A 21326-nucleotide genomic window follows, 5' to 3' on the forward strand; every position below is an offset into this window, starting at 1 on the left:
ATGCGCACCCGACTCAAAGCACAATGCGCCGCACTCGCCGTACTCGCTTTCGCTACCGTGACCACACAGGCCGCGGAAACGCTGAACGTCGTCACGTTCGGCGGTGCATTCGAAGCCGCCGCTAAAAAGGCCTGGATGGATCCGTTCACCCAATCCACCGGCACGCAGTTTTCGCTCGAATCGTATGACGGCGGCCTCGCCAAACTGTCCGCCATGGAACAGGCGAAGAACACGACGTGGGACCTGATCGACCTCGAAACCAACGACGCGATCACGGCCTGCGACGAAGGTCTGCTCAAGAAGTTCGACAAGAAATCGCTCGGTAAAACCAGCGACTTCATTCCGGGCTCGATCAGCGATTGCGCGGTCGCGAGCATGGTGTGGTCCACTGTCTTTGCTTACGACACCAGCAAGCTGAAGACGGCGCCGACCACCGTCAACGATTTCTTCGACGTGCAGAAATTCCCGGGCAAGCGCGGCCTGCGCAAGTCGCCGAAGGTGGCGATGGAATGGGCGTTGATTGCAGATGGCGTCGCGCCGAAGGATGTCTACAAGGTGCTGGGCACGCCCGCCGGCGTAGACCGCGCATTCAAGAAGCTCGACACGATCAAGAAGGACATCGTGTGGTGGGAGTCGGGCGCACAGGCACCGCAGCTGCTTGCCGACGGTGCGGTCGTCATGGTGCAGGCCTATAACGGCCGCATCGACGATGCAGTGAAAAAGGACCACAAACCGTTCAAGACCGTTTGGGATGCGCAGGTCTATGACTTCGAATGGTGGGGCATTCCGGCCGGCGCAAAGCACGCCGATACGGCGGCGAAATTCATCGTTTCGCAGGCTCAACCGAAGGCGTCGGCCGATCTGGCGAAGTACATCGCGTATGCGCCGCCTCGCAAAGATGCCGTTGCGCTCGTCGACAAGCAGCGACTCGCCGACATGCCCACCGCTCCTGAAAACTTCAAGCGTGCGGTACAGATCAACGCGAACTTCTGGGCCGATAACGCCGACGCGATCAACAAGCGCTTCCAGGTCTGGCTGACGCAATAAGACTCGGCAGTAAGACCTGGCAATGAGACTCAAGCAAGGCGAGATGACGACCATGCCCGCATCGATACACGCTTCGATCACCGATTCTCGAACGAGAGCCGATGGACGTGCGTCCTATAACAAGGCGCAACGGCGCGCTTCGATGCGGGCGCTTCTGCTCGCCTTGCCGCTGATCGTATTTCTTCTCTCGACATTCATCGCCCCCATTCTGTTGCTGCTTTCTCGCAGCGTGCAGAACCACGAACTCGCGGAGGGCATGCCCGGCCTCACTCATGCATTGAACGCGTGGGACGGCAACGGCGTGCCCGACGAACACATCTTCGCGCTGCTTGCGGCCGGCCTGAAAGAAGCGCAGGAAAACGAACAGCTCGGCACCGTTGCGCGGCGACTGAACTTCGCGCAGCCCGAGTTTCGCAGCCTCCTGATGCGCACCGCCCGCAACATTCGCGACGATACGCCGCCCGCATGGAAACCCGCGCTCATCGCCATCGACGAACGCTGGAATTCGCCGGAAATATGGCGCTTGCTGAAGCGGGCCGCCGAATCGCCGACGCCCGACTACCTGCTTGCCGCCGTCGATGCACAGGTTACGCCGCAGGGGTCGATCGCGTCGATGCCCGCCAATGCGTCCGTCTATCGGGAAGCATTCGGACGCACGATATGGATCAGCGCGACGGTGACGCTGTTCTGCCTCGTGCTCGGCTATCCGGTCGCATGGTTGCTCGCGAATCTGCCCGCTAAAAGCGGCAACCGTCTGATGCTCTTCGTTATCGTCCCGTTCTGGACGTCGCTGCTCGTGCGCACGACCGCGTGGTATGTGTTGCTGCAACCGGGCGGCGTGGTGAACAGCGTGCTCTCGGGGCTCGGGCTCGCGTCGCATCCCATTCCGCTCGTCTTCAATCGCACGGGCGTGTTGATCGGCATGACGCATGTGCTCCTGCCTTACATGATTCTCGCCATCTATTCCGTGATGAAGAGCGTGCCGCCCGTGTATGTGCGCGCTGCGAAGTCGCTCGGCGCACATCCGTTCACGGCATTCGTGCGGGTCTATATGCCGCAGACGTTGCCCGGTGTCGGCGCGGGATGCTTCCTCGTCTTCGTGCTCGCGCTCGGCTACTACATCACGCCCGCACTGCTCGGCGGCGCCGGCGACGAGATGATCAGCCAGCTCATCGCCATACAGACCAACACGCAACTCAACTGGGGACTTGCGGGTGCGCTGTCGGCCTATCTCGTGATCTTCACGGCGATCTTCTATTTCCTGTTCAACCGTATCGTCGGCATCGACCGCCTGCGATTCGGTTGATCGAAGTCGCTTCGCATTGAAGGAAGAGTCATGCAAGACAAACGCAACACGGTACTGACGGAGCGTATTGCCGCACGCTGGGTGCGCCTGCACACGGCAGTCGTGCTGTTCTTTCTGGTCGCGCCTATTCTCGCCATCATTCCGCTCTCGTTCAACTCGGGCTCGTATTTTTCGTATCCGTTGCAGGGCTTTTCGTTTCGCTGGTACGAGCAGGCTCTGACGAGCGCAGACTGGCAGCGTGCGTTGCTGAACAGCATCGGCATTGGCGCGGCATCCACGTTGATCGCAACGTGCCTCGGCACGCTCGCTGCATTGGGCCTGTCGCGCTCGCAATTCCCGTTGCGCTCGGTCGTCATGCCGATCGTCATCTCGCCGATGATCGTGCCGATCGTCGTCGTTGCTTCGGGGTTCTACCTGATCTTCGCACCACTCGGCCTCGTCAATTCCTATCCGGGCGTGATACTGGCACATGCCGCACTCGGCACGCCGTTTGTGGTCATCACCGTGACGGCCTCGTTGCTTTCCTTCGATCAGAGCCTGTTGCGCGCGGCGTCCGGCCTGGGTGCCACACCGTGGACCGCGTTTCGCCGCGTCACCTTACCGCTCATCACCCCTGCCGTGGCAACGGGCAGCGTATTCGCTTTTGCCACTTCGTTCGACGAAGTCATCGTGATTCTTTTCATCGGCGGCCCGGAGCAGAAGACGGTTCCGCGTCAGATGTGGAGCGGCATTCGCGACTCCATCGACCCATCTATTCTCGCCGTGGCCACGATGCTCATCGTTTTTGCGGTGCTGCTCTTCGCGAGCATCAACTGGCTGCGCGGCCGAGCGGCCGCCGCCAGTCAGGCATTGGTCTGACCGGCGGCGGCGTTCAACCTGCGGCGATTCTCAGCCGTCCGTCGAGGCGCTCACGGATTCCCACGCATCGATCTCTGCCGTCAAAGCAGACAACTTGTTCCGCACGAGTGAAAGTGCGTCGGTGCCCAGCAGCAGATGCGCCGGCGGATGATCCGAAGCGATTGCAGTGAGCATGGCCCGTGCAGCTTTCCTGGGATCGCCCGGCTGCTTGCCGCTTCGCTCCGCACGCGCCTTGCGGACCGGATCGAACACTTCGTCGTAGTCGGGAATCGAACGGGGCGTTCGTGTCATCGAACGGCCCGCCCAGTCCGTGCGAAATCCGCCCGGCGCCACTGCCGTCACGGCAATGCCGAGCGGCTTGACCTCTTTGCCGAGCGCCTCGGAGATACCCTCCAGCGCGAATTTACTCCCGCAGTAGTAGGCAATGCCTGGCATCGTAATGAAGCCGCCCATCGACGTGATGTTCAGGATGTGGCCGCGACGGCGCTCGCGCATGAAGGGCAGCACGGCTTTGATCATCGCCACTGCGCCAAACACGTTCACGTCGAACTGCCTGCGCAACTCCGATAAGGGCGATTCCTCTACGACGCCTTCGTGCCCATAACCCGCATTGTTCACGAGCACATCCACGGGGCCGACGGACGTTTCGATTTCACGCACGATGCCGTCGATCACATCGAACTCCGTTACGTCGAGCACGCGTGCAAATGCGGCGTTCGCCGACAGCGACTCGAAATCGCGCTTTGCCTCATTACTGCGTACGGTACCGACAACTGTGTGACCCTCCGCGAGGGCCTCTTCGGCGAGCGCGCGGCCAAAGCCGCTGCTGACGCCGGTGATAAGCAGAATCTTGCTGGATGCCACGGAAGCTTCTCCCGAATTTCAGTTGGAGAATGCATGCTACTCTCGCGAGGACCACCACATAAGCCCAATTCCGCTGTTTTTCTTGCACAAAACTATGAGCACGAAGCGTACCTCGGCACCCCGTCCGAAGCCGTCGCAGGACAGCCGCAAGCGCATGGTTGCCCTGCTGCAGGCATTGGCTCCCAAGGAGGGCTACAACCTGACCCCGCTGCCGGGCGTCCGCATTCTGCGTTCGAATCGAGCGCTTTCGCGCACGCCGGTTCTTTATGACCCCGGCATCGTGATCGTGTGCCAGGGCCGCAAACGCGGTTACTTCGGCGACCAGCTCTACCTGTATGACGAGCATCACTATCTGGCTGTTTCGGTACCCGTTCCGTTCAGCATGGAAACCGATGCGACGAAGCAGCGCCCGCTGCTCGCGCTGTACCTGCATCTGGACTTCGCGATGGCCGCCGAACTCGCGGCGCAGATCGACAGCGAAGGAGGCGCAACGCACATGCAACCGCCTTTAAGCATGATGTCGACACCCATGGACGACACGATGTCGGGCTCCGTGCTGCGCTTTCTCGATGCGATGCACCGGCCGCTCGAAGCCGCCGTATTGGGGCCTGGATTGCTGCGCGAGCTGTATTTCCGCGTGCTCACCGGCCCTCAGGGAGGCTCGATGCGAGAGGCGCTTTCCATGCGGGGCCCGTTCGGAAAGATAGGCCGCTCGCTACGCCTCATTCACGCGCGCTACGCGCAGCCGCTCGACGTGAGCCAGCTTGCGCGGGAAGCGGGCATGAGTCTTCCGAGCTTCCACCATCACTTCAAGACCATCGCTCAGGTTTCGCCCATGCAGTACCTGAAATCGACGCGCCTGCATCAAGCCAGGCTCCTGATGGTGCGTGAAGACCTTTCGGCGGAGGCCGCAAGCGTCGCCGTGGGGTACACGAGCCCGTCGCAATTCAGCCGGGAATTCAAGCGTCTTTTTGGCTTGCCGCCCGCGGCAGAGACGCGGCGCATGCGCGAGAGCTTTGCGATTCCGCCTGCATTCCCGGATGCAACGTACGTGTCTTCACACTGACTGCTGCAAGATGCGGGCGCGCTGCGGCTTGCAAGGGCATGGGAGCTGAATGTCTCGCATGGGCTGATTGTCCTGCTGGTCGTGGCGATGGTGTTCGGCAGGAAGAAGCTGCGTACCCTGGCCCGCGAAAACGCCAAAGCGCCGCGCGCAACCGGCGTTGAATGAAGCGACCCTGAGGGCCGAACGCGGCAACAACGTTACGACGCAGCCTGTGCATCGCCCTGCTCTTCCAGCATGCGCATCGCGGCCTTCTCGGCGTTCAGCACGTGCTGACGTGCGAGCGCCTGCGCCTCTTCGCCGTTGCGCGCCTTCAATGCCTTGTAGAGGCGGTCGATTTCCTTCAGGCTGCTTGGCAGCCGGTCGGGATGCATGAGCGAGGTCGCGCGCAGCAGATTCACACGCGAATAAAGGCTCGTCAGGATTTCCTTGACGAGCCGGTTGCCGCAGTTGTCCAGCAGTACGTCGTATAGCGCGGTCTTGGCTTCCAGCACGCCCGACTGGTTTTGCGCAGTGGCCTGGGCGCGCAACGCCTTCGCCGCCTCGCCGAACTGCGCAATTGCAGCGTCGCTTGCCAGCCGCGCGAACTCGTGCGCGGCAAAACCTTCCAGCAGCGCACGCAACGCGTAGAGTTCGGCCGCCTCTTCGCGTGACATCACCGCAACCACCGGCCCCTTGTGCGGCACGTTGCGCACCAGTTTTTCCGCTTCCAGCTTACGCAGCGCCTCGCGCACAGACGTGCGGCTCACGCCCAGCGTTTCGCACAACTCCCGTTCGATCAGCCGCGCACCCGGCGCGAAACGGCCGCTCATGATCGCCTGGCGAAGCACATTCTCGACCTGGTGCCGCAACGTCTCAGGCCGGACCAATTCGATATCAGTCGACATTATTGTCTTCCCGTCAGACAAAAACCCAGTCGCCATGATACTTCACTCCGGATACTTCACTCCAACCTGCTTCTGTCACGCGATGAAAGACGGGCACCCCGCGATCAGGCCTAGGTGTTCGCTGGCCTAGTTGTAGCCGAGAATCGCCACCGTGCGCACAGGTGCATGTTCGTCGCCGTTGGAGGCAAGTCGCGAAAGTGTCGTGCCCTGAAGCGCCCGGAACACCGAATCCGTTCCGCGTGCGGGCTCCGCCGCGACGATCCGTGCAAACGCACGGCTTTCGCCGTGCACACGTTTCATGCGCTCAGGCCACGCTGGAAACTCGCCGCGCGTCAGCATGACCCATGCCTATCGAGCGCCGCCGCAAGCAAGGGCGCAGCCAGTTCGGCGCCGTGAATGCCCGTGGTACTCACAATCTCGAGCAACTCCATCAGTTCTCCGGCAGTCGCGCCGTAGCGCAATGCGTTGCGCATGTGCAGCTTCAGACCCGGCACGTAGAGGTGAGTGGCGGACGCATCGAACGCGCAATACATGAACTCCTTGATCTTCGGACTCAACACGCCCGTGCGCCACGGTACTGACGAAAACGCCACGTACGCCTCGAAGAGATCAGGATCCAGTTCGAGCAACCCTTCCCACGTCGAATGCCAATAGCCGCGATGAGTTTCGAAAGCCGCCTTCAACGCGCGACGACGTTCGTCGAGCGGTGCCGGTGCTGCGCGCAAGCCTTCTTCTTCGAGCACCTCGAGCAATATCGGCACGCCCACGTTGCTCGTGTGAATGCCGATCGTACTCACCAGTTCGAGTACCTCCATCAATTCCTCGCGGGTCGCACCGAACGCCAGCGCACGCTCGATGTGATGCGCGACGCCCGGCGCGTAAAGTTGCGTCGCACAGGCGTCTGCGGCCAGTGCGATGAACTCGCGCACCTTGTCGTCGAGATGGCGGTGCCGTTGCGGAACCGCGGAAAACTGCACGTATGCCTCGACGAAGCCCGCATCGAGGTGCAGCATGCTTTCCCACGCCGCATTCCAGATTCCATGCACGCGCACGAAGTCGTCCTTGATCTGCTGGGGATCGGCGGCGCGCGCCGGTTGCTCTGTACGATGCATCGAGCGTTCCTCCTGATAGCAACGGCCCGACAAAATCAGTCCGCACCCAAACCCTTCGGGTAGTCGGACTCCGCGACTTCTTCCTGCCATGTCGCCTTGCCGAGCGAGGTGGCGATATGGACCATGTAGCTGGCGCTGCTCGCGCCGTGCCAGTGGCGCTCGTTCGGGCCGATGAACACGATGTCGCCTTGGCGGATTTCCTGCGGCTTCTCGCCTTCCACGCAGATCCACCCTTTGCCTGCCGTTACCTGCAGCACCTGGCCCTGCTCGTGCGTGTGCCAGTACGTGCGGCCCTTCGGCGCGAAGAAGACCGTGTTGATGGTCACACCGTTCGTCGCGGGCATGACCGGGTCTGCGAACACCGTCCCGGTGAATGTCTCGCCGCGCTGTTCTGAATGACCACCGGCGGCTCTGCCATGAAATACCTTCATTGCTGCTTCTCCTCGTTACGTTTTCCATCGAACAGCCGCACGCCGCCCGACACATCGCCAATCGCGTCCACCACGCGGTTGCTGATCACGTCGCCATAGCCGAGTGCGGTGCCCAGCCCAAAGCTGGCGAGCGGCCCTGCCGCATTCAGCGACACCACGCCCAGTTCGCGGGCGCGATCCACGTAGAGCACAACGTCCTTCGTCATCAATTTGCCCGTGAGACCGCCGTCCAGATAATCGCCTTCGACAATTTTCGGAAAGCGGTTCAGCGTCGCGAAATTCACGCCGCTGCTGCTGTTGAGCACGTCGAGCAGCAGACGCAGATCGAGCCCCGCCTTCTTGCCCGCGACCATGACCTCGGCACTCGCCGCGAGGCTCACCGCGTTCAGGAAGTTGTTCAACAGCTTCGTCGTGTGTCCCGCACCGCTCGCGCCCATGTACGCCACCTTCGCGCTGATGGGCGCAAAGGCCCATTCGATCGATGCCACCGCGCGTTCGTCGCCGCCCACCATCAGCGTCAACGCGCCTTTCTCCGCTGCGGCCGCGCCGCCGGAAATGCCGGCATCCACGTACTGGACGCTTTTCTGCGCGAAGCGCTGTGCGAGCCGTATCGTCGAGCTGGCCGCTGCCGTGCTCAGATCCACCACGATCTGCCCAGCGCGGCAGTGCGCAAGCACACCGCCTTCGCTTTCGACGACCGTTTCGACCACCTTGCTGTCGGGCAGCGACATCATCACGACGTCCGCGAACTTCACGACCTCTTCGATCGAGCCGGCCACCTGCGCGCCCGCTGAGGCAACCCGCTGCGGCGTGGCGTCGTAGCCAAGCACGGCAATGCCGGCATTCACGAGCCGCCGCGTCATGCGGCCGCCCATGTTGCCAAGGCCGATGAATCCGATCCGCTCCTTGTTCATCTCTCCGGTTTCCTGTGGTGAGTGATTCAAAAATCGACGTCCTTCGTTTCCGGTCCCATCAACGCGCCAATCGCGCCGATCAGACCACCCACCGTCAGCAGCACGACCGACGTCAGATGCAGCGGCATGAACGCGCCGAGCCAGTTCATATAGAAGGCGTAGAACGACGGAATGATCACGGAAAGGCTGAAGCCGACGCCGAAGCCCGTCGCGCGCACATCGGTGACGAAACGCTCGTTGATGTACGTGACGATGACACCCCACGGAGACGTGACGAGCACCGCAAGCAGGCACGTCAGCACGATGATGGTAGTGAGCGACAGGCCCTGCACAGTGGCCAGCGCGTACATCAGTGCCGCCCCCACCGTTGCAATGGCGGGACCGACGATCACGAAGAAACGCCGCCGCCCGATGCGTTGCGCGATCATGCCCGAGGCGATGTAGCTGAAGAACAGCACGCAGTACGTGACCATCAGCGTAAGCGTCATCTGGAAGCCCGTCAGGTGCAGCGTCTTGACGAGCAGCCCGGTGGGCAGAAAAATCGTGATGATGTTTTGCGTAAGCCAGAAGCCCGTCATCATCAGAAGCACCTGAAGCAGGTTGCGGCCGCTGCTGCCGCGCAGCAGGTCGGTCAGCGGCAGCTTTTCCGCCTGGCTCGGCCTGTCGCCGGCCTCGCTCTTCCAGATCTCCGATTCCGCAACCTTGTGGACGTAGTACAGCGCCAGAATGCCCGCGAGTACCGCGCCGATCACGAACGGAATGCGCCAGCCCCACTGTGCGTACAGCGAGTTCATGCCGTTCAGCGGAAACAGCACGAACATCACCATCGCAACGAGATTGATGGTCACGTAAGCAGCCGGAAAGCCCGCGATGATGAAGCCGCCCACGAAGCCCCGCTGTGCCTTCTTCGAATACTCGATTGCAAGGGGCATCGCGCCGGTGTAGCCGCCGCCGAGAAAGATGCCGTCGACGAATCGCAGCAGTACCAGCAGCCAATACGACACGATCCCGATGCTCTGGTAGCCAGGCAGCAGCGCGATCAACAACGTGACGATGCCGAAGCCCGACACTGACCAGATCGATGCGCTGCGACGTCCTACACGGTCCGCGATCATGCCGAACAGCAGCGCGCCCACCGGGCGGCCCAGCAACGTCGTGATGAAGACCAGCGACGCAAGGATCGTTTCCATACCGCTCGACAGATGCGGCGGCTGGAAATACGCCAGCACCGGCGAGAGCACCACCACCGGCAGATAGATATCGAACATGTCGATGAACTCGGAAAAGAACGCGCCTTTGATCGCATTGCGACGCTTCGTTTCGATCGACTGATCGCTGTTCCGCTCTACGACTTCGTCTGCTGTCAGGGTCTTCATCGTTGTCTCCGTTCATTGTCCGCGCCTCGCGGCGCGTTTTCCCCGCATGGCCGTCGGCGTCTTCGATGCCGGACGCCGCGTGCCGCGGTGTCTCGTTATCGTTCAGACGGCCGAGGTCTCCGCCTCGTAGGTCTTGATCACGTCGCTCGCCACGCGAAACGCCGCGAGCGCGAGCGGCACGCCGCAATAGATCGCGGCCTGCATCAGCACCGCGCGAATCTCCTCCTTCGTCACGCCATTGCGCAACGCGCCTCTCACATGCACCGCGAGTTCGTGATGCTGGCTCATCGCGGTGAGCATCGCGAGGTTCAGCATGCTGCGCGTCTTGAACGGCAGCGTCTTGTCGCCCCAGATGTCTCCCCAGCAGCTCTCCGTGACGAACTTCTGCATGGGGCGATTGAAATCGTCTGCGTTGGCCCACGACTTCTCCACGTGCGCCGCCCCCAGCACCTCCTTGCGATTTTCGAAGCCCTGCTCAAAGCGTTCATTGCTCATCGCGCGATCCTCCCGGTTTCGTTCCATTCAGCATTGTTATTGCATGACAGCATGATTGCATTCTTGTCATACAATCAAAACGAGCAAAAAATTTTTGCGTATCCCTTTGCGTGCAACCGGCGCGCGCTCACGCGCCGCCGTAGCCCACCAGCGCCTTCGTTTCCAGATATTCGCGCAGCCCCGCTTCGCCCCACTCACGGCCGTTGCCTGACCGCTTGTAGCCGCCGAAAGGCGCGTGGAAATCCGCAGGCGGATAGTTGAGATGCACGCCGCCCGCTCGCAGCGCACGGCCCACCTTGCGCGCCCGTTCGAGACTGCCGGACTGCACGTATGCCGCGAGCCCGTAATCGGTGCCGTTGGCCATGGCGATGGCTTCCGCTTCGGTGTCGTACGCCATCATCGAAAGCACGGGGCCGAAGATCTCTTCGCGCGCGATGGTCATGTTGGGTGTGACGTCGACGAACACCGTGGGCTTCACGTAGTAACCCTTATCGATGCCTTCTGGACGCCCTGTGCCGCCCGTAACCAGCTGTGCGCCTTCGTCGATACCCTTCTGGATCAGCATCTGCACGCGCTCGAACTGGTTGCGGTTCACGAGCGGGCCGAGTTGCGTTGCGGGGTCGTCGGTTGCGCCGATGCGATACGTCTGGGCGGCGCGCTTCGCGATGCGCGCCGCGTCGGCCATCAGATGGCGCGGCACGAGCATTCGCGTAGGAATCGAACACGACTGTCCCGAGTTCGTGAAGCACGCGGCGACACCGCGCGTCACGGCCGCTTCCAGATCGACGTCGTCCAGCAGAACGTTCGCCGACTTGCCGCCCAGTTCCTGCGCAACACGCTTCACTGTGGGGGCCGCCGCCTGGGCCACGAGCACGCCCGCGCGCGTGGAGCCGGTGAACGACACCATGTCGATGTCCGGGTGCGTCGCAATCGCCTCGCCTACGCCCAGGCCGTCGCCATTCACGAGATTGAACACGCCGGGCGGCACGTCAGCCTCGTCGAGCACTTCGGCAAAAAGCAGCGCGCTGAGCGGCGAATACTCGCTCGGCTTCAACACCATCGTGCAGCCGGCCGCGAGCGCGGGCGCAATCTTCACGACGATCTGATTGACCGGCCAGTTCCACGGCGTGATGAGACCGCACACGCCGATCGGTTCCAGCACGACGCGCGTGCTACCGCGTTGCTCCTCGAATTCGAAGTGCTCCAGCACTTCGATCAATGCGTTCAGATGCGCGGTGCCGCGTACGGCCTGGCCGTTGCGGGCGAACGTAATGGGCGCGCCCATTTCCCGGCGCATCAGTTCGGCGAATTCATCGTAGCGTCGCTCATAAATCTCGAGTACGCGCTTCAACAACGCAATGCGTTCCGCGACGCTCGATGCGGACCACGTCGCAAACGCCCTGCGCGCAGCCGCGACGGCGTGGTCCACATCTTGCGCGTTGCCGAGCGCGAGCCGCTCGAACACCGTCTCGGTGGCTGGATCGATCACGTCCATCCAGCGTGGCGCGACCGGTTCCGTCCAGCGCCCGTCCATGTAGAACTGTGCAGTGTGTGACATGAGAACTCCGGTTAGCCGCGCCCGTTCAGGATCCGCTCGATGGCAGCAGCCGGTACATTTCCGTGTGGTCGGTCGCCGGGGTGCAACGTTGTGCGGCTTCGTCCCACATCGCGACGCAGGTTTCGCCGAGCGTCATCGGATACCCCACGGATTGCGCCAGTGCGCGCGCAATCTTCAGGTCTTTCGTCATCAGTTGGAGCGCGAAGCCGGACGCGAAGGTGCCGCTCAACATGAACTGCTTCACCTTGTTTTCAGACGTATTGCTGCGGCCCGACGACGCGTTGAGCACGTCGGTCATCACCGACGGCTCGATGCCGAAGCGCTGCCCGATATGCAGCGCCTCCACGGTCGCCGCCAGTCCCGCCGCGGACACGTAGTTGTTCAACGCCTTCGCCGCATGGCCGGCACCCGCGCCGCCGATGTGCAGCAGGCTCTTGCCCATTGCCTCCAGCACCAGCCGGCAGCGCGCGAACACGTCTTCCGCACCGCCCACGAGGATCGCGAGCGTGCCCTCCTTCGCCTTCTTCACGCCGCCCGAAACGGGCGCATCGAGATACGCAAGGCCGCGCTCCTCGATCACGGCACCCAGCTTGCGCGAGCGTTCCGGTTCCGACGAACTCATGTCGATCACAACCGCCCCGGCATGCAGACGGCTCGCCCAGCCGTCCGCGCCGCTCCCAAGCAGCACGCGCTCCACAATCGCCGAATTCGGCAGCATCGTGATGAGCACATCGAGCGCGCCTGCGTTCTCGCTGCGCAGCCGTTGCGAGCCGGTCTGTTCAACGATGGCCTCGGCGCGCGCCGCATCGGCGTCGTCGACGAACAGTTCGAAACCGGCATGGGCGAGGCACTGCACCATCGGCGCGCCCATCATGCCGAGGCCGATGAAGCCGATGCGTCGTGGTTGACTCATGATGGCCGCCTCCTAGCGCAGTGCCGAAAACGCCGTCGGCACGAGAAAGTGGTTTTCGATACGCTCGACGATGGGCCGTACCGCCTCAGTCTCGGCGCGCTTCGCGATCCACTCCGCGTCGGCCTGAAACGCGTTCCACTTCTGCTCGCGCTCCGCAAGGCTTTCCCATTCCAGCATGTAGGTCAGCGCGTGATTGTCCGGGCCGATCAGCGTGGTCCAGAAACCGATCTGGCGGATGCCGTACTTCTCGAAAAAGCCGAGCGTCGTGTTCGAAAAGCGCTCGAGCAGCGCAGGCAGTCGCGTCGGCGCGCAGTGATAGATGCGCATTTCCACAATCATCTGTTTCTCCTTTTGATGTGCCATTCAATCGTCGAGGCCGCCGGCAGACGACCAGCGCTCGACATATCTCACGAGTTCCGTCATGTCGCATGCGGCGCCGTCCTGCATCGCCGCGTCGTTCCAGACCTGGCGTGCCGCGCTTCCCACCCGCATCGGCACGCCCAATGCCTGGCATTCCTCTACAGCGAGCCCAATGTCCTTGCATACGCTGCCCACCGGAAAGCCGAAATCGAATGTGGCGGGCAACACGTGCTTCGGAAACTTGTCGAGCGTCGCGCCGTTCTTGCCGCTGCCCGCGTTGAACACCGCCATCATGACCTCGGGGTCGAGGCCGCCGTGAATGCCGGCCACGTAGGCCTCCGACGTGATCGCGAACGCAGTGGTGGACAGCATGTTGTTCAACAGCTTCAGCAACTGTCCCTGGCCGGGCACGCCGCCCACCACGAAGACCTTGCCCAGCACGTCGAACAACGGACGTACTTCGTCGAGCGATGCCGGCGCGCCCGCCGCCATGATCGCAAGCGTGCCCTTGCCTGCGCCTGCCGCGCCGCCGCTGACCGGTGCATCCACCGTTTCGATACCGCGGGCGAGCAATGCCTGCGCCACTTCCTTTTCGACGCGCGAACCGACGGTCGAGAGGTCGACCAGAATCTTCAGCGCGTCGCCGCTCACGAGACCATCGGGGCCAATGGCCACTTGCCGGAAGATCTCGGGGGTCGGCAGGCTCGTGAACACGATGCGCGCCTTGTCCGCCACTTCGCGTACCGATTTCGCCACGCGCGCGCCCAGACCGGCCAGCTCTTGCACGGCAACGTCGTCGCGGTCGTAGACGATCAGGTCGTGTCCCGCTTCGATCAGACGTCGCGCCATGGGACGGCCCATCGTACCGACGCCGACGAAACCCAGCACGCCGGGCTTTCGCTCTGCCGTTGATTGGCTATCCTCAGGATCGTTCGTCATCTTCATCCTCGCAGGTGAATAGTGAATAGCGGCCGCATCACGGCGCGGCCCGCGCGGCGCGCATCGGTGCTGCGGCATCGGGCGCCGTATCGAGCGCCCAGAGCAGATCGAGGAGCGGCTGCGCCGCGACGCCGGTAGCGCCATACGCCGCCAGATCACGGAGCTTGCCGGACAGTTCCACGTCCACGAGCGGAGCCCCCAGGCTGCCACGTGCGCACAGCACACGATGCGTCAGACGCTCGCCGGAACGCAGCACGAGCGTCACTTGCGCGGCCTCGACCTGCCACGCGGGATCGTCGATGAAGCGTAGCCGGCGGCCCAATGCGCGTAACACCGGATCGCTCACTGCGTCGTCCCTGAACTCCGCAAGGGCCGCCTTGCCGCGCGATAGCGCGACGGCCACCGCATGTTGCGCGCTGACCTGCGATTCGCGACCCGTGCGAACGCCGGGTCGATCTGTACGCTCGCGCAGCAACGGATGGCCGACGATCTCTATCGATTCGATCTCGTCCAACGTCCAGCGAGCATCGCGGCGCAGGTCTAGACACGCGTCGATCACGGGGTTCAGCACGACGCCGCATGGGTACGGCTTGTAGGTGTTCGAGAGCAACGCCCATTCGCGCCCGAGCCCTTCGGTGATACGGCGGGTGTCCGCGTGCGAGCACGCCACCGCGAGAAATCCTCGCGGCCCTTCCAGCGGCGCGTCGGGACCGGCCAATCCCTCTTTTGCGAGCAGCGCGGAGATGAGCCCGTTGCGCGCCGCATTTCCGACACTGACGCTCTTCGACATCGTGCCCAACGTTTCGACCAACCCGCCCGCCTGGCCCGAGGCATGACCGAGCGCCCATCCGGTCTGCTTCGCGTCGAGCGCAAGCGCACGCGCAACGGCGGCCGCCGCGCCGAACACGCCGCATGTCGACGTGATGTGCCAGCCGCGCTGGTAATGCTCCGGCGACACCGCATTGCCGATGCGGCACGCCGCTTCGACACCCTCCACGAACGAGAGCAGCAACGCCTCCCCCGTCATGGGCCGGCACTCGGCCAGCGCGAAGAGCGCAGCGGCAATCGGTGCGGTGGGATGAATGATGGTAGGAATATGGGTGTCGTCGAAGTCGAACACGTTCGCGCTCATCGCGTTCAACGATGCCGCGTTCAGCATGTCCATGCGCTCGTCGCGACCGATGAGGGTCGCGTACCTGCCCGCGCTGAAACGCCCATACACCTCCATCGCCTTGTCGATCATCGGATCGCGTGCGCCCGCTAGCGCCACGGCGAAGTAGTTGACGAGCGCGCGCTTCGCTTCGTGACGCACCTCGCGCGGAATGTCGCGCCACTGTGCCGAACTGACGAAACGGGATAGCACGTGCGTGACGGCAGCCTCGCGAGGAACCTGCTTCGCGTTCAGATCAGCCTGCAAGCCAGCCTCCTTCGATGGGCATCAGCGCGCCCGTGATCTGGCTTCCGGCAGGCCCGCACAGAAATACGGCCAGTTCGCCGACGTGCGCGGCATCGATCAGCTCGCCGCCGGGTTGCTTGCCCTTCAGAAACTCGCGCACCGCTTCGCCGCGATCCAGTCCCTGCGCCTGCATCAATTCGTGAATACGCCCATCGATATTCGGCGTGAGCACCGATCCCGGACAAAGCGCATTGCACGTGATGCCCTGGCCCACGGTCTCGATCGCCACCGAACGTGTGAGCCCGAGCAACGCCGTCTTCGTCGTCACGTAATCGACCCGATTCGTAACGGCCCGCGTGCCGTACACGGACGTCATGTTGAGAATGCGGCCCCAGCCGCGCTCGCGCATGCCGGGCAGCGCCCGCTGGATTGCGCGGAAGGCAGCGGTCAAGTTCACCGCGAGCGCGTCGTTCCATCGATCCATCGGAAACGTGTCCAGTGGCGCGAAATGGCGGACCACGGCGTTGTTCACCAGCACATCGAGCGAGTGCAGCCAACGTGTTGCCGTGTCGAGCAGCGCATCGACGCCTGCCGCATTCGCGAGGTCGGCTCGCACGTAGCTCGCTTCCACGCCGAATTCCGCCGCGATGTCCGACACGGTGAGCGCCACGTCCTCGGGCTCCTCCAGGCCGTGCAGCACGACGTCGCAGCCCGCGCCCGCCAGCCCCTTCGCGATGGCGAGCCCGAGACCGTTCGACGATCCCGTAACAAGCGCGCCCTTGCCGCGCAACATGCCTCGCCGTGCCATCTATCGCCCCGTGGCCCGAGGCTCGAGATCGAGTCGCACGATCCAGCCTTCCGTCTCGGCGTCGTGCGCGAGGTAGCGTGCGAGCACCGCGGGATCGTGGCCTGGAATCACGTGGTCCGGCGAGCTGGCAAGACGATGCGCGGTCTCGTAGCCCTCTATCATGTCCCCCACGTTGTAGACCACGGGAAACGGGCGCTCCTCCTGCATGTTCGCGTAGAAATGCGAAGCGTCGGACGCAAGCACGACCCAGCCGCGAGCCGTTTGCACGCGCACGATCTGCAGACCGTTCGTATGCCCGCCGACCCAGTGCACGGTGAGCCCCGGCGCGAGTTCCGCGGTGCCGTCGTGAAACTGCACGCGCCCGGCAAAAAGACGCCCCACCATCTCTTTCACGTCCTCCGGCTCGAACGGATGGCTGAGCGCGTGGTGGCACATGCAGCGGCCGGTGCAGTACGCCATTTCGCGGTCCTGCACGTGGTAGCGGGCACGCGGAAACAGCCCATGATTGCCGGCGTGGTCGTAATGCATGTGCGTAATCACGATGTCTTCCACCTCGTCCGCCCGAATGCCGATCTTCGCGAGACCGTGCTCCACGCGGTTCGTGATGGTGCGGCCGCGTTTGTCGGCCATCGCCTGATCGAACCCGGTATCCACGATGAACGTGCGCGACGCACCCACCACGGCCCACACGAAATAGTCGAGCGGCATGGGCACATCGTGCGAATCGCCGCCAATGAAGTTGTCGCGGGAACGGCGCTCGAAGTGCGCGTACTTGATTGCGTAGATGCGGTAGTCCTCGCCCGGTGATTCCATGTCTCGTCCGTCCTTTCGTTGTTGAGGGGGCCGCCGCTCACGAAGCGGCTTGCGTCGCCGTGAACCGTCATTCAATGGCCGTGGGCGCGTTGCCCGGCCTGCCGGCCGTTTGCATCCCACCCATTGGAACGGCTACGTCGGCAGCAATGGACTCCAGCGAGCGGCGCCGCGTTTCAGTGCCGAGCAATCCGACGATCAGCGCCTGCGTCAGCAGCGTTCCGACGATGAGCGCCAGCACGCCTGCAATGCCGAAGTGCGTAAAGGCATTCGCCACCGCGAACGGCACGAAGATACTGACCGCGCGGCCTGCCGTATTGGCCACGCCCGAGCCGCGCAACCGCAATGCAGTGGGAAACAGTTCAGGCACGTAGGTGGCGACGCTGAACGACGACAGCACGTAGATGCACGCGGTGATGGCGAAGCCGAGCGCCGCAATCGCCGTGGCCGACTGCGCGAACGGATACGCTACGCCAAACCCCGCGCACACGAGCGAAAACAGCACAATGCCCCACTTGCGGCCAAGCCGCTCGGCAAGCGAGAACGCAACCAGCGAGCCGATGGGACCGCCCGCAAACATCACGGCAGTGAGTCCGAGCGAACTCGAAACGCTATGTCCCTGCTGGACGAGGAATGTGGGAATCCAGCTGACGAACGCGTAGTTCACCACGAACAACGCGACGAGCACCACCACGGCCGTGATGGTGCGCGCGAGCAAGCGCCGCGAGAACAGATCGCTCATGCGGCCTTCCTGAACAACCGTGGACGCTACCGTCCCAGCCGTCGGCGAAAGTCCCGGCGATGCACCGCACTCCGCCTCGATCCGTTCGACAACGCACTGCGCCTCTTCCACGCGCCCGTGCGTGGCGAGCCAGCGCGGCGATTCGGGCATCGACTTGCGAAGAAACCAGACCACCAGTGCGCCGCAACCCGCGATGGCGAACATCCATCGCCAACCGTAGTGCGGCACGATGAGCCAGCCGAGAAACGTCGAGAGGAACAACGACGTGTTGATGATGAGATTGAGGATCGTGCCGAAGCGCCCGCGCCACGACGCCGGAATGAACTCGCTCAACGTGCCGTAGCCCACCACGATTTCGGCGCCCATGCCGACTCCCATCACGAGACGGAAGGCGATCAACCAATAGATGGACGGCGCGAGCGCCGCGGCAATGGACGCGAATCCGTAGATGCCCAGGTTGAACTGATAACAGAAGCGGCGGCCGAAGCGGTCGCCAAGCCAGCCGGCAAGCCATGCGCCCGTCATCATGCCGATGAACGTGACCGAAACGAACGTGGCATTCAGGCGGAGTGTCGATTCGCCGCTGTGGATCATCGCGGCGAGCACGGTGCCCGCAATGTAAATATCGAACGAATCGAAGTACATGCCAGCGGCGATCAGCCCGAGCAGACGCCAATGGAAACGCGAGAGCGGCAACCCATCGAGGCGTGCTCCGACACTGGCATCACCGTACATTTGCTGTCTCCGATTCGTTGTCGTCATGGCGGCCGCACGCAGGCAACGGCTCACCGCCTCAGTACAAGGCATGAGGCTGATTATATTCTTGTCATACAATCCGTCAAGAATATAAACGCTTTGTCGGCGTGAATGATCCGTCGAATCGAGAGCCGCCGTGCAGCGTCGCGCCGTGCCGCTGCCGCTGCCGCTAGGGTGACTGCAGAATGCTTCGCGGAAGGCCCGCCCCGCGCAACGCACCAGCCCGCTTCGTTGCGGCTCCCCACGAATGCCGATAAGATCGCCGCCAATGATTATCGATAATTTCATTGATGACATCATGGGCAAGCCATCAGAGAAGCAGGGACTGAGGAAAGGGCTCACGAGCTACGGTGACGAAGGCTTCTCGCTGTTTCTGCGCAGGGCCTTCATCAAAGGCGCGGGCTATACCGACGACGCGCTCTCGCGCCCCATTGTCGGCATCGCGAACACGGGCAGCGGCTACAACCCCTGCCACGGCAACGCGCCGCAATTGATCGAGGCCATCAAGCGCGGCGTGATGCTCGCGGGCGGGCTGCCCGTGGAGTTCCCCACCATCTCGATAGGCGAAAGCTTCGCGCACCCCACCAGCATGTATCTGCGCAATCTGATGTCGATGGACACGGAAGAGATGATCCGCGCGCAGCCCATGGACGCGGTGGTGCTGATCGGCGGTTGCGACAAGACCGTGCCCGCGCAGCTGATGGGCGCGGCCGTGGCCGGCGTGCCGGCCATCCAGCTCGTCACGGGCGCGATGCTGACCGGCTCGCATCGCGGCCAGCGCGTGGGGGCATGCACCGACTGCCGGCGCTTCTGGGCCAGCTTTCGCGGCCAGGAAATCGACGCACACGAAATCGACGAGGTGAACAGCCAGCTTGTCCCGACCGTGGGCACCTGCTCGGTGATGGGCACGGCAAGCACGATGGCCTGCATTGCCGAAGCGCTGGGCATCATGCTGCCCGGCGGCGCGAGTGCGCCCGCGGTCACGGCGGACCGCATCCGCATTGCGGAGCGCACGGGCGCAACGGCCGTCGCGATGATCGGACAGAAGCTCACGCCCGAACGCATTCTGACGCCCGACGCGTTCGAAAATGCGCTGCGCGTGCTGCTCGCAACAGGCGGCTCGACGAACGGCATCATTCATCTCACGGCCATCGCCGGGCGGCTCGGCATAGAGATCGACCTGAACGAAATGGACCGCATGGCGCGCGAAACGCCGGTGCTCGTCGACCTGAAGCCTTCGGGCAAGCACTACATGGAAGATCTGCACAAGGCCGGCGGGCTCACCACCGTGCTGCGCGAACTGCGGCCGCTGCTGCACCTCGACGCGTTGACCGTGACGGGCCGCACGCTGGGCGAAGAACTCGATGCTGCGCCCGCAAGCTTTGCGCAAGACGTGGTGCGTCCGCTTCACCAGCCCATCTTTCCGCAAGGCGGCATCGCGGTGCTGCGCGGCAATCTCGCTCCGGGCGGCGCGATCATCAAGCAATCCGCAGCCAATCCCGAGTTGATGGAACACGAAGCACGCGCCGTCGTGTTCGAAAACGCGGAAGACCTGGCGCGCCGCATCGACGACCCCGAACTCGACGTGCAAGCGGACGACGTGCTCGTGCTCAAGAACATCGGGCCCATCGGCGCACCTGGCATGCCCGAAGCAGGCTACATCCCGATTCCGAAGAAGCTCGCGACACTCGGCGTGAAAGACATGGTGCGCATCTCGGACGGCCGCATGAGCGGCACTGCAGCCGGCACCATCGTGCTGCACGTGACGCCTGAATCGGCGACAGGCGGCCCGCTCGCGCTCGTGCGCAGCGGCGACCGCATCCGCCTGAGCGTGACGAACCGCTCGATCGACGTGCTCGTGAGCGACGAGGAGCTTCGGCAACGCGCCGCCGCGCGGCCGCCGCACGCGGTGGCCGCGCAGGAGCGCGGTTATCGCAAGCTGTTCCTCTCATCGATCACGCAGGCCGACAAGGGCTGCGACTTCGACTTTCTCGCGGCCACCGAAATGACCGTCAAGGTGCCGCGTCCGCGTGATTGAGCCAGAGACGACGCAGACGCTTTGCGGCCCCGCACGCAACGGATCACGGTGGGCCGCGCTTGAGCATGCGCCGGCAGAATCGTCCCAATGTCACGCGCTCGCGCGAAGTCCTCGGTACGGTAGTCGATTACCTCGTCTGCCCCCAGCCTCGTTACGAGGTCGATGTTGCGGGCCGACGCCGCCGGCCGCCGCGTGAATCAGCACGCGCTGGCCGTGCTCCAGTCGGCCCACATCGAACAGGGCGAGCCGTGCGGTGCCGAACGCAGTGGGAAGCGAGGCCGCCTGCTCGAAGCTCATTTCCGTTGGAATCACGCACGGGTCATCGGCGGCGATTACGAGACGCTGCGCAAACGCGCCGCCGGCGGTCGGCGCGCTACGGCCGAACACGCGGTCGCCCGCCTTCAGATGCTTCACGTGCGCACCGGTTGCCTCCACCACGCCGCTGAAGTCGGTGCCCGGCGTATACGGAAACGCGACCGGCAAGAACGACTGCATATAGCCCGCAATGATCTTCAGGTCCAAAGGATTGAGGCTTGCCGCCTCGATGCGAACCGCCACCTCATCGGCCTGCAACGCGCGCAGGGATGTCTCGCCGACGGTAACGACGTCGGGACCGCCGAAGCCATGAACGAATGCTGCTTTCATGATGGATC

At 63.5% G+C, this 21326-nt stretch carries 22 protein-coding genes; 5 read left to right on the top strand and 17 right to left on the bottom strand.

What is annotated here, in order from left to right; all coding sequences use genetic code 11:
- From U0042_RS00340 to U0042_RS00350, 3 genes are read left to right on the top strand one after another with little or no spacing between them, the layout of a single operon-like run.
- The gene (locus U0042_RS00340; protein WP_114812102.1) at positions 1–1047 is read left to right on the top strand and encodes an ABC transporter substrate-binding protein; all 1047 of its coding nucleotides are present in this window, start codon (positions 1–3) and stop codon (positions 1045–1047) included.
- A gap of 52 nt (positions 1048–1099) precedes the next feature.
- Complete coding sequence (locus tag U0042_RS00345) at positions 1100–2353, top strand: ABC transporter permease (RefSeq protein ID WP_114812444.1); 1254 nt, start codon at positions 1100–1102, stop codon at positions 2351–2353.
- A gap of 30 nt (positions 2354–2383) precedes the next feature.
- Positions 2384–3211 carry an ABC transporter permease gene (locus U0042_RS00350; protein WP_114812104.1) on the top strand — a complete coding sequence of 276 codons (828 nt, stop codon included), beginning with the start codon at positions 2384–2386 and terminating at the stop codon, positions 3209–3211.
- Between the two features lie 30 nt (positions 3212–3241).
- Here the strand turns inward: U0042_RS00350 and U0042_RS00355 are convergent, their stop codons facing one another.
- Positions 3242–4075 (bottom strand): oxidoreductase, encoded by an 834-nt coding sequence (locus tag U0042_RS00355; protein ID WP_114812106.1) that lies wholly within the window; start codon positions 4073–4075, stop codon positions 3242–3244.
- Between the two features lie 94 nt (positions 4076–4169).
- Here U0042_RS00355 and U0042_RS00360 point away from each other — a divergent pair, with 94 nt between their 5' ends.
- Positions 4170–5141, top strand: a complete 972-nt coding sequence (locus U0042_RS00360; RefSeq protein WP_114812108.1) for an AraC family transcriptional regulator — start codon at positions 4170–4172, stop codon at positions 5139–5141.
- Between the two features lie 197 nt (positions 5142–5338).
- Here U0042_RS00360 and U0042_RS00365 read toward each other — a convergent pair whose 3' ends face one another.
- From U0042_RS00365 to U0042_RS00435, 15 genes are all read right to left on the bottom strand, one after another.
- Entirely contained in the window at positions 5339–6025 is a 687-nt protein-coding gene (locus tag U0042_RS00365; RefSeq protein WP_114812110.1) for a GntR family transcriptional regulator, read from the bottom strand.
- Positions 6026–6151: 126 nt separating this feature from the next.
- Entirely contained in the window at positions 6152–6325 is a 174-nt protein-coding gene (locus U0042_RS00370) for a hypothetical protein (RefSeq protein WP_157977856.1), read from the bottom strand.
- 32 nt (positions 6326–6357) lie between these two features.
- Complete coding sequence (locus U0042_RS00375; RefSeq protein ID WP_114812114.1) at positions 6358–7137, bottom strand: carboxymuconolactone decarboxylase family protein; 780 nt, start codon at positions 7135–7137, stop codon at positions 6358–6360.
- Between the two features lie 35 nt (positions 7138–7172).
- Complete coding sequence (locus tag U0042_RS00380) at positions 7173–7568, bottom strand: cupin domain-containing protein (RefSeq protein ID WP_114812116.1); 396 nt, start codon at positions 7566–7568, stop codon at positions 7173–7175.
- Positions 7565–8512: an NAD(P)-dependent oxidoreductase gene (locus U0042_RS00385; RefSeq protein ID WP_269814048.1), complete on the bottom strand. Its 948-nt coding sequence runs from the start codon at positions 8510–8512 to the stop codon at positions 7565–7567. The genes U0042_RS00380 and U0042_RS00385 overlap by 4 nt, the downstream gene beginning before the upstream one ends.
- On the bottom strand, positions 8509–9858 hold the full coding sequence (locus U0042_RS00390) for an MFS transporter (protein WP_114812120.1): 1350 nt from the start codon (positions 9856–9858) through the stop codon (positions 8509–8511). Before U0042_RS00390 ends, U0042_RS00385 begins: the two co-directional genes overlap by 4 nt.
- A gap of 102 nt (positions 9859–9960) precedes the next feature.
- Complete coding sequence (locus tag U0042_RS00395; protein ID WP_114812122.1) at positions 9961–10353, bottom strand: carboxymuconolactone decarboxylase family protein; 393 nt, start codon at positions 10351–10353, stop codon at positions 9961–9963.
- Between the two features lie 127 nt (positions 10354–10480).
- Complete coding sequence (locus U0042_RS00400) at positions 10481–11911, bottom strand: aldehyde dehydrogenase family protein (protein ID WP_114812124.1); 1431 nt, start codon at positions 11909–11911, stop codon at positions 10481–10483.
- A gap of 25 nt (positions 11912–11936) precedes the next feature.
- On the bottom strand, positions 11937–12824 hold the full coding sequence (locus tag U0042_RS00405; RefSeq protein WP_114812126.1) for an NAD(P)-dependent oxidoreductase: 888 nt from the start codon (positions 12822–12824) through the stop codon (positions 11937–11939).
- Positions 12825–12836: 12 nt separating this feature from the next.
- Positions 12837–13163 carry an NIPSNAP family protein gene (locus U0042_RS00410; protein WP_114812128.1) on the bottom strand — a complete coding sequence of 109 codons (327 nt, stop codon included), beginning with the start codon at positions 13161–13163 and terminating at the stop codon, positions 12837–12839.
- 24 nt (positions 13164–13187) lie between these two features.
- Positions 13188–14123: an NAD(P)-dependent oxidoreductase gene (locus U0042_RS00415; protein ID WP_114812446.1), complete on the bottom strand. Its 936-nt coding sequence runs from the start codon at positions 14121–14123 to the stop codon at positions 13188–13190.
- 37 nt (positions 14124–14160) lie between these two features.
- The gene (locus U0042_RS00420) at positions 14161–15540 is read right to left on the bottom strand and encodes an MmgE/PrpD family protein (RefSeq protein WP_114812130.1); all 1380 of its coding nucleotides are present in this window, start codon (positions 15538–15540) and stop codon (positions 14161–14163) included.
- Entirely contained in the window at positions 15530–16327 is a 798-nt protein-coding gene (locus tag U0042_RS00425; RefSeq protein ID WP_232833445.1) for an SDR family oxidoreductase, read from the bottom strand. Before U0042_RS00425 ends, U0042_RS00420 begins: the two co-directional genes overlap by 11 nt.
- Positions 16328–17140 carry an N-acyl homoserine lactonase family protein gene (locus U0042_RS00430; RefSeq protein WP_114812134.1) on the bottom strand — a complete coding sequence of 271 codons (813 nt, stop codon included), beginning with the start codon at positions 17138–17140 and terminating at the stop codon, positions 16328–16330.
- Positions 17141–17207: 67 nt separating this feature from the next.
- Complete coding sequence (locus U0042_RS00435; RefSeq protein ID WP_114812136.1) at positions 17208–18614, bottom strand: MFS transporter; 1407 nt, start codon at positions 18612–18614, stop codon at positions 17208–17210.
- A 319-nt stretch (positions 18615–18933) separates the two neighbouring features.
- Between U0042_RS00435 and U0042_RS00440 the strand changes: the two genes are divergently transcribed.
- Positions 18934–20673, top strand: coding sequence for an IlvD/Edd family dehydratase (locus U0042_RS00440; protein WP_114812448.1), 1740 nt, complete (start codon positions 18934–18936; stop codon positions 20671–20673).
- Between the two features lie 90 nt (positions 20674–20763).
- Here the strand turns inward: U0042_RS00440 and U0042_RS00445 are convergent, their stop codons facing one another.
- A complete protein-coding gene (locus U0042_RS00445; protein WP_269814050.1) occupies positions 20764–21318 on the bottom strand; it encodes an alcohol dehydrogenase catalytic domain-containing protein in 555 nt (184 codons plus the stop codon).
- Positions 21319–21326: the final 8 nt, after the last annotated feature.

Origin of the sequence: Paraburkholderia kururiensis (genome assembly GCF_034424375.1) — a bacterium.
In the GTDB taxonomy this organism is placed as follows: domain Bacteria; phylum Pseudomonadota; class Gammaproteobacteria; order Burkholderiales; family Burkholderiaceae; genus Paraburkholderia; species Paraburkholderia kururiensis_A.